The following is an 8,357-nucleotide window of genomic DNA, read 5'->3' on the forward strand; positions in this document are numbered from 1 at the left end:
CTACGCGGGCCGGGCTTCGCGGTACTCGACGTGCAGGTCCCGGGCGCGGGGGTGGCCGTACACGGTGCGGCAGTAGTGGTCGTGGCGGTGGCCGGGGAAGGCGGGGGCGTGCCCGGGGCCGTGGCGGGCCACCGCGTGGAAGACCTCGGCGCCCCGGCGGAAGACGGCGGCGCTGCCCGTCATGAAGAGGGTCTCGGCGTGGACGGCCTGGTGGATGCGGTCGAGGTTCTCCGCGTGGTGCAGGCGGGCGTACTCCGCCTCGGGCGTTCCGTCCGGTCCGGGGAGCAGCACGTCCACGGTCCGCGGCCGGCCGGGGCCGAGCCGGGCGCGCAGCTCCTTCCAGCGCGAGGGCGCCAGCTGGAGCGAGTGGTGCAGCAGGACGAGGTCCAGCCGCCGCGCGCCCGCCGGGGCGCTGCCGCCGCGCAGGGGGACGTGGATCAGCGAGCGCGGCGAGGTGGCGGCGAGGGTCCACAGCCCCGCCATGAGCGTGGCGGCCTCCTGGCCGACGTACGCGTTCAGGTACCAGGGGTCGTCGAGGAGTTCGGCGTGCTCCGGCGGCCGGGCGGGGCGGACGACCTTGACGGTGTCCGTCCCGTACCGGACGCGGTGGACGGTGAGGCGCAGCTTCGTCGGTTCGGTCACAGCGGACAGGGCCTAGAAGGGGTGCCAGCGGGTTTCGGTGTCGCCCGTGCGGAGGGAGGCCACGCGGCGGCGGAACTCGGCCAGGGCCTTCGGGTTGGCGGGGGCGTGCTGGGCGACCCACGCGCAGCTCGCCGTCTCGCGGGCGCCGCGCAGGACCGCGCAGCCCTCCCACTCCCGTACGTCCCATCCGTACGCGGCGGTGAAGGCCTCGTAGGCGGTGGCCGGCAGCCCGTACCGGTCGCGGGACAGGGCCATCACCACGAGGTCGTGTTCGCGGAGGTCGGCCGAGACGGTCTCCAGGTCCACCAGGACCGGCCCGTCCGGGCCCACGTGCACGTTGCGCGGCAGGGCGTCGCCGTGGATGGGGCCGGGGGTCAGGTGCGGGGTGAGCGCGGCGACCTCGCCGGCGTAGGCGTCGCGCCGGGCGCGCAGGTACGCCGCGTCCTCGGGGCCGACCGCCTCGCCCGCCAGCCGCAGCCACCGCTCGACCCCGCCCAGCAGGTCCCGCGCGGGCAGCGCGAAGGAGGGCGCGGGCAGTGCGTGCAGCGGCCGCAGCAGCGCCGCGAGGTCCTCGGGGCCGGCCGGGCGCAGGGGTGCGGGGAGCCGGTGCCACAGGGTCAGCGGGTGGCCGTCCACCAGCCGGGGCTTCGGCTCGGCGGCCCGGACCGCCGGGATGCCGGCGCCGGCGAGCCAGTCGGCCACCGCCAGTTCCCGTTCGGCCCGCTCCAGCAGTGCGGCCTCGCGGCCCACCTTGACGACCAGGCCGCCGAGCGCGAAGACGGCGTTCTCGCCGAAGGCCAGCAGCTCGGGGCGGTCCGCCCCCGTGCCCGTCAGTCCCGCCTCCGCCAGTACGTCCCTGGCCCGCGCCTCGTCCATGCGTCCGTCTCGCCCTTCGCCCGGGTCGCCGTGATCACCGCCAGTCTCGCATCCCGTGCCCCGGGGGCCCGGAGGCGGGCGGAACCGTCGACTTTCAGTCATCAGGGTCCTCAATGGTCCGAATTTCGATGTTGCACGAGACGTATCGTCTCGTTACTGTTCGGTGCATGACCTCAGCCAAGCCCGCACACATCGCCATGTTCTCCATCGCCGCCCCCGGACACGTCAATCCGAGCATCGAAGTGATCCGGGAACTCGTCGCCCGCGGCCACCGCGTCAGCTACGCGATCCCCGCCTCCTTCGCCGACCGGATCGCGGAGACCGGCGCCACCCCGGTGATCTGGAAGTCCACCCTCCCCACCGAGGACGAGCCCGAGGCCTGGGGCACCGAACTCATCGACAACATCGAACCCTTCCTCGACGACGCCATCCAGGCCCTCCCGCAGCTCGCGGCCGCCTTCGAGGGCGACGAACCCGACCTCGTCATCCACGACATCACCGCCTACCCGGCGCGGGTGCTCGCCCGCCGCTGGGGCGTCCCCGAGATCTCCCTCTCCCCGAACCTGGTCGCCTGGACCGGCTACGAGGAGGAGGTCGCCGCCCCGATGACGGCCGAACTGCGCGCCTCGGAACGCGGGAAGGCGTACTACGCCCGCTTCCGCGCCTGGCTCGACGAGAACGGCATCGACGAGGACCCCGACCCCTTCGTCGGCCGCCCGCGGCGCAGCATCGTCCTGATCCCGCGCGCCCTCCAGCCCCACGCCGACCGGGTCGACGCATCCGTCCACACCTTCGTCGGGGCCTGCCAGGGCGACCGCAGCGCCACCCAGGGCACCTGGGAACGGCCCGCGTCCGCCGAGGGGAAGAAGGTGCTCCTCGTCTCCCTCGGCTCAACCTTCACCCGGCAGCCCGCCTTCTACCGCGCCTGCGTCGAGGCCTTCGGCGACCTGCCCGACTGGCACGTCGTCCTCCAGATCGGCAAGTTCACCGACGAGGCCGAACTGGGCGAGGTCCCCGCCAACGTCGAGGTCCACCGCTGGGTCCCCCAGCTCGACATCCTGCGCCAGGCCGACGCCTTCATCACCCACGCGGGCGCCGGCGGCAGCCAGGAGGGCCTCGCCACCGCGACCCCGATGGTCGCCGTACCCCAGGCCGTCGACCAGTTCGGCAACGCCGACGTGCTGGCCGGCCTCGGCGTCGCCCGGCACGTCCCGATGGAGCAGGCCGACGCCGCCACCCTGCGCGAGGCCGTCCTCGGACTGCTCGCCGACCCCGAGGTCGCCGTCCGCGCCGAGGCCATCCGCACCGGCATGGCCGCCGAAGGCGGCACACGGCAGGCCGCCGACCTCATCGAGGCCGCGCTGCCCCCGGCCCTGACCGCCTAGGGTGCGGCCATGACCAAGAAGTACGCCGCCCTCCTGCGCGGCATCAACGTCGGCGGGAGCAAGAAGGTCCCGATGGCCGAGCTGCGCTCCGTGATGGAGGGCCTCGGCCACGGCGACGTCCGGACGTACCTGCAGAGCGGCAACGCCGTCTTCAGCAGCACGGAAACGGACACCGACGCCCTCGCCCGGGGCCTGGAGGCCGCCATCGAGGCCCACTTCGGGTTCCGGGTGCCCTGCCTGGTCGTCGACGGGGACCACCTGGCGGCCGTCGCCGCGGCCTGCCCCTTCCCGGCGGCCGAACTGGAGGGCAAGCAGCTCCACGCCACCTTCTTCTCCGAGCAGCCCGGCCCCGAGCGCTTCGCCGCGCTCGACGGCCCCGCGTTCCTCCCCGAGGAGTACCGCCTGGGGGACCGCGTCCTCTACCTCTACGCCCCGGACGGCCTCGGCCGCTCCAGACTGGCCGAGGCCCTCGCCCGGCCCGCCGTCGTCAAAGGCCTGGACGTCACCACCCGCAACTGGAACACCGTCGCCAAACTGGTCGAACTGACCCGGCCCTAAGGCATGCCCGCCACGGCGTCCAGGCGGGCCAGGTCCCCGTCCGTCAGCGAGAGCGACGCCGCAGCCAGGTTCTCCGCCAGGTGTACGGGGGAACGGGTGCCCGGCGTCGGGCACAGCACCGGCGAGCGGTGCAGCAGCCAGGCCAGGGCCACCTGTCCCCGGGTCGCCCCGTGCGCGGCGGCCACCCCGGCGACGGCGTCGGCTTCCGCACGGGTCAAGGCCCCGCTGCCCAGCGGGTAGTACGGCAGGAAGGCGATCCCCCGCGCCTCGCACAGCGCCAGTACCTCGGCGGAGGAGCGGTCCAGCAGGTTGAACGGGTTCTGCACCGCCGCGACGGGCACCGACTCCACCGCCGACCGCAGCTGTTCGGCCGTCACCGTGTCCAGGCCGATGTGCCGGATCTTCCCCTCGTCCCGCAACCGCGCCAGCGCGCCCAGCTGTTCGGCCATCGGGACGGCCGGATCGAAGCGGTGCAGCTGGTACAGGTCGATCCGCTCCACCCGCAGCCGCCGCAGGCTCGCCTCGCACATCCGGCGCAGCTCCTCCGGCCGGCCCGCCACGTGCCACTCGTCCGGGCCGGTCCGCACCACCCCGCCCTTCGTGGCCACCACCAGCCCCTCCCCGTACGGGTGGAGGGCCTCCGCGACCAGCTCCTCGGCCAGGTACGGCCCGTAGTTGTCGGCGGTGTCGATCAGCGTCACACCCTGCTCGACCGCGGCCCGCAGCAGCGCCCGGGCCTCGGCGCGGCCGCCGCGCGGACCCCAGTAGCCGGCGCCGACCAGGCCGCCCGTACCGAGTCCGAGACGACGTACGGGCAGGTCCCCGCCCAGCGGGAAGAAGGAGTCGGTCATGGCCCGACCGTATCCGGGCGCGCCGGGTGTGCCAGGCTCTGGGTATGCGTTACATCATCATCGGCGCCGGTGCGATCGGCGCGGCCATCGGCGGACGCCTCGCGGAATCGGGCAAGGAGGTCGTCCTCGCCGCGCGCGGCGCGCACGCCGAGGCGCTGAAGAAGGACGGCCTGCGGCTCACCACCGCCGACGCCACCCGCGTCCACCGGCTGCCCGTCGTCACCGGCCCCGCCGACCTCGGCGAACTGCGCCCGGACGACGTACTGCTGCTGACGGTGAAGACCCAGGACGCCATCGCCGCCCTCGACACCTGGGGCGACGCCGAGGTCGCCGGCGGCGGCACGGCCGCCCAGCGGCTGCCGCTGCTGTGCGCGCAGAACGGCGTCGAGAGCGAACGCCTGGCCCTGCGCCGCTTCTCGCGCGTCTACGGGGTCTGCGTCTGGCTCCCCGCCACCTTCCTCGAACCGGGCGTGGTCTCGGCGCTCTGCGCCCCGCTGACCGGGATCCTGCACCTCGGGCGGGCGGCCGGCGGCACGGACGCGCGGATCCGGGCGGTCGCCGCCGACCTCGGCGCGGCCGGCTTCGAGGCGCCGGTCGTCGAGGACGTCATGCGGTGGAAGTACGCGAAGCTGCTCGGCAACCTGGGCAACGCCATCCAGGCGACCACCGGCCCCGAACCGGACCCGGCCAAGGCGGCCCTGCTGCTGCGCGCCGTCCGCGAGGGCAAGGCGGCCTTCGAGGCGGCGGGCATCGCCTACGCCACCGACGCCGAACAGTCGGCCGCCCGCGACGGCAAGGTGGACCAGCCGGCGGGTGTGCGAGGCGGCTCCTCCTGGCAGTCCCTGGCCCGGGGCACCGGCTCCGTGGAGGCCGACTACCTCAACGGCGAGATCTCCCTGCTGGGCCGCCTCCACGGAGTCCCCACCCCGGTCAACGACGTCCTGCGCCACGCGGCGAACATCTTCGCCCGTGAGGGCCTCCCCCCGGGCGCGATGTCCGTCACGGACCTCACCGCCCTGGCCGACGAGGCCGCGTCCCGCGCCTGACCGGGGCCTAGACCCTGCCTAGGCCGTCAGGGCCGTGAGCGGGGCCGGGGCCGTCGTCGCCGTGTCGTAGCGGTGGAGGAGGAGGCGGGCCAGTTCCGGGGTGGCGCCCAGGACGGCGGAGACCGCGTCCGCGCCCGCCGCCTCCGCGCCCGCCGTGATGCGGTCCGGGAGGAAGCCCGGGGCGATGACGTACGGGGCCACCGCGACGCGGCGGACGCCCTCCGCGCGGAGGGCGCGGACGGCGTCCTCCGTACGGGGAAGGGCAGCGGAGGCGAACGCAGGCCGCACGGCGCACCAACCGGTGTGCCGCCACTCCCGCGCGATTTCAGCGATCACTGCGATCGCCTCCGGGTCTGAGGAACCGGCGGACGCGAGGACGACGCCGGTCGTCGCGCGGTCCGCCGGGGTGAGGCCGACGCCGGCCTCGGCGAGGCGGCGTTCCAGGGACGCCACCAGGAGGGGGTGCGGGCCCAGGACGTCCGCCACCCGGACCGTGAGGTCCGGCAGGCGGGTGGCGGACTCCGCCAGGACCGCCGGGATGTCGGCCTTCGCGTGGAAGGCGCGGGTGAGGAGGAGCGGCAGGGCCACGACCTCCCGCACGCCCGAGAGGTAGAGGGAGGCCAGGGCCTGGGAGACGGTCGGGCCGTTGAAGTCGAGGAAGGCCGTCCCCACCCGCAGGCCCGGCCGCAGCGACCGGGCCCGCCCGACGAGGGCGTGCACGGTCGCCGCGTGCCGCGGATCGCGGCTGCCGTGGGCCATGACCAGAAGTGCGCGGGACACCGGAGGCTCAGCTCTTGACCAGGAGGCCGCGGCTGCGCAGCACCCAGCGCTCGACCGGGCTGAAGATCAGCAGGTCGATGGCGATGCCGACCACCAGGATCAGGATGATCGCGAGGAACACGCCCGGCAGGTCGATGTTGTTGCGGCCGTTCTCCAGCAGCTGGCCGAGGCCCAGGCCCAGGTCGGGGGAGCTGGCGATGATCTCGGCGGCCATCAGGGAGCGCCAGGAGAAGGCCCAGCCCTGCTTGAGGCCGGCGACGTAGCCGGGCAGCGCGGCCGGCATGACGACGTGCCAGGCACCGCGCAGGCCGGTGGCGCCCAGGGTGCGGCCGGCCCGCAGGAACAGCGGCGGGACCTGGTCGATGCCGGAGACGAGGCCGTTGGCGATGGACGGCACGGCGCCCAGCAGGATCACCGTGTACATCATGGCGTCGTTGAGGCCGAACCAGAGCACCGCCGGCGGCACCCACGCCACCGAGGGCAGCGACTGCAGACCCTGGAGGATCGGGCCGATCGCGGCGCGGACGAACTTCACCCGGGCGACGAGCAGTCCGAGCGGGGTGCCGATGGCCAGGGCCAGCAGGAAGCCGAGCAGGCCGCGGGAGACGGAGGTCCAGATGACCTCCAGCAGGGTGCCCTTGAGCCACATGTCGGACAGGCTGTCCCAGACCGCGGACAGGGCGGGGAGCTTGGTCTCCTCGGTGACCTTCGCCGAGACGAGGACCTGCCACACCACGAGCACCAGCGCGACGGCGAGAACCGGCGGCAGGACCTTCTTGGTGAGGACCTCGCGTACCGGAGTGCGATGGGTCTGGACCGCGTCGAGGGCGTCCAGGCCGGCCTCCAGGCCGGCCAGGTCGTCGGTCTTCGCCGTGGCCTTCGAAGTGGTGTCAGTGCTGGCCATGGCGGCGGATCTCCCCACGCAGGTGTTCAGTGATCTCGAGGGACAGCTCCGCGACGTCCGCGTCCTCGATGCGGCGCGGCTGCGGGATGTCCACGGTCCATTCCTTCGCGACCCGCCCGGGGCGGGAGGAGAGGAGGACGACGCGCTGGGCGAGGCGGACGGCCTCGCGGACGTTGTGGGTGACGAAGAGGACCGACAGGCCGGTCTCTTCCCAGATGCGGGTGAGTTCGCCGTGGAGGACGTCGCGGGTGATGGCGTCGAGGGCCGCGAACGGCTCGTCCATCAGCAGCAGGCGGCTGTCCTGGGCGAGGGCCCGGGCGAGGGCGACGCGCTGGCGCATGCCGCCGGAGAGTTCGTGGACGCGCTTGCCGTACGCGCCGCCGAGGCGGACCAGTTCCAGCAGCCGTTCGGCCTCGGGCCTGCGGTCGGCCTTGGGCACGCCTCGCAGCCGCAGGGCCAGTTCGATGTTCTTGCCCGCGGTCAGCCACGGGAAGAGGGCGTGCTCCTGGAACATCAGCGCCGGACGGCCGAGGGTCTCGATGGTCCCGGCGGACGGCTTGTCCAGACCCGCGACGAGGTTCAGCAGGGTGGACTTCCCACACCCCGAGGCCCCCAGGAGGGTGACGAACTCTCCGGGAGCGACATCGAGGGTGATGTCGTCCAGGACGAGCTGCGATCCGGCCGGGCCGGGGAAGGACTTCGAGACGTGCTCGATGCGTGCGGCGTGCGTCTGCTCCGCTACCGCGCCCTCGGCAGCCTTGGCGAATGTGGTGGCCATGGTCGTCACCTCCTGGGATTGCTGGACTACGGGATTACTTGGCGCCGAGACCGGCGTCGGAGACCTCGGGCTTGCCGGCGGCCTTGAGGACCTTGTTCAGGAGCGTCAGGTCGTAGATGCCGGCCAGGTCGGGCTGCTCCAGGAGCTCGGCCTTGACCGCCCACTCGGACTGCTTCTTCAGCGTCGCGGCCAGCGGGTCGTCGGTGACCGAGATGCTCGGCCACGCCGGGTCGATGACCTTCGGGTCCAGGCCCTTGCCGGTCTCGGCGACGAGCCGGGCGTTCGCGGAGGCCTTGGCCTTGTCCGGGTTGGCGTTGATCCACTCGTTGGTCTTCACCGTGCCCTTGAGCACGGCCTCGACGACGTCCGGGTGCTCCTTGAGGAACTTCTGCGACACGATGACGTTCGTGATCACGAACTTCTTGTCGGGCCACAGGGAGGTCTCGTCGAGGAGGACGCTGCCGCCGTCGGAGACGAGCTTGGAGGCGGTGGGCTCGGGCACCCAGGCGCCGTCGATCGAGCCCTGCTTGAAGGCGT

At 73.6% G+C, this 8,357-nt stretch carries 10 protein-coding genes; 3 read left to right on the forward strand and 7 right to left on the reverse strand.

Features of this window, described 5'->3' with window-relative positions:
- Both AC069X_RS08210 and AC069X_RS08215 read right to left on the reverse strand, forming a co-directional pair.
- Entirely contained in the window at positions 1-642 is a 642-nt protein-coding gene (locus tag AC069X_RS08210; RefSeq protein WP_478726325.1) for a hypothetical protein, read from the reverse strand.
- Positions 643-654: 12 nt separating this feature from the next.
- The gene (locus AC069X_RS08215; protein WP_478726327.1) at positions 655-1,518 is read right to left on the reverse strand and encodes a phosphotransferase enzyme family protein; all 864 of its coding nucleotides are present in this window, start codon (positions 1,516-1,518) and stop codon (positions 655-657) included.
- Between the two features lie 128 nt (positions 1,519-1,646).
- Between AC069X_RS08215 and mgt the strand changes: the two genes are divergently transcribed.
- On the forward strand, positions 1,647-2,903 hold the full coding sequence (gene mgt / locus AC069X_RS08220) for a macrolide-inactivating glycosyltransferase (protein ID WP_478726328.1): 1,257 nt from the start codon (positions 1,647-1,649) through the stop codon (positions 2,901-2,903).
- Positions 2,904-2,912: 9 nt separating this feature from the next.
- Positions 2,913-3,461 (forward strand): DUF1697 domain-containing protein, encoded by a 549-nt coding sequence (locus tag AC069X_RS08225; RefSeq protein WP_478726330.1) that lies wholly within the window; start codon positions 2,913-2,915, stop codon positions 3,459-3,461.
- On the opposite strand, the gene AC069X_RS08230 is transcribed toward AC069X_RS08225, so the two are convergent.
- Positions 3,458-4,312: an aldo/keto reductase gene (locus AC069X_RS08230; RefSeq protein WP_478726332.1), complete on the reverse strand. Its 855-nt coding sequence runs from the start codon at positions 4,310-4,312 to the stop codon at positions 3,458-3,460. The genes AC069X_RS08225 and AC069X_RS08230 overlap by 4 nt on opposite strands.
- A 44-nt stretch (positions 4,313-4,356) precedes the next feature.
- On the opposite strand from AC069X_RS08230, the gene AC069X_RS08235 reads away from it, so the two are divergent.
- The gene (locus AC069X_RS08235; protein WP_478726334.1) at positions 4,357-5,358 is read left to right on the forward strand and encodes a ketopantoate reductase family protein; all 1,002 of its coding nucleotides are present in this window, start codon (positions 4,357-4,359) and stop codon (positions 5,356-5,358) included.
- Positions 5,359-5,376: 18 nt separating this feature from the next.
- Here the strand turns inward: AC069X_RS08235 and AC069X_RS08240 are convergent, their stop codons facing one another.
- The 4 genes from AC069X_RS08240 to AC069X_RS08255 form a co-directional block, all read right to left on the reverse strand.
- A complete protein-coding gene (locus AC069X_RS08240) occupies positions 5,377-6,117 on the reverse strand; it encodes a sirohydrochlorin chelatase (protein ID WP_478726383.1) in 741 nt (246 codons plus the stop codon).
- Positions 6,118-6,145: 28 nt separating this feature from the next.
- On the reverse strand, positions 6,146-7,042 hold the full coding sequence (locus tag AC069X_RS08245) for an ABC transporter permease (protein WP_478726336.1): 897 nt from the start codon (positions 7,040-7,042) through the stop codon (positions 6,146-6,148).
- Positions 7,029-7,820, reverse strand: a complete 792-nt coding sequence (locus AC069X_RS08250; RefSeq protein ID WP_478726338.1) for an ABC transporter ATP-binding protein — start codon at positions 7,818-7,820, stop codon at positions 7,029-7,031. The genes AC069X_RS08245 and AC069X_RS08250 overlap by 14 nt, the downstream gene beginning before the upstream one ends.
- A gap of 34 nt (positions 7,821-7,854) precedes the next feature.
- The coding region (locus AC069X_RS08255) for an ABC transporter substrate-binding protein (RefSeq protein WP_478726340.1) at positions 7,855-8,357 on the reverse strand (503 nt) is incomplete at its 5' end.

The organism is Streptomyces sp. NPDC043896 (genome assembly GCF_056435605.1).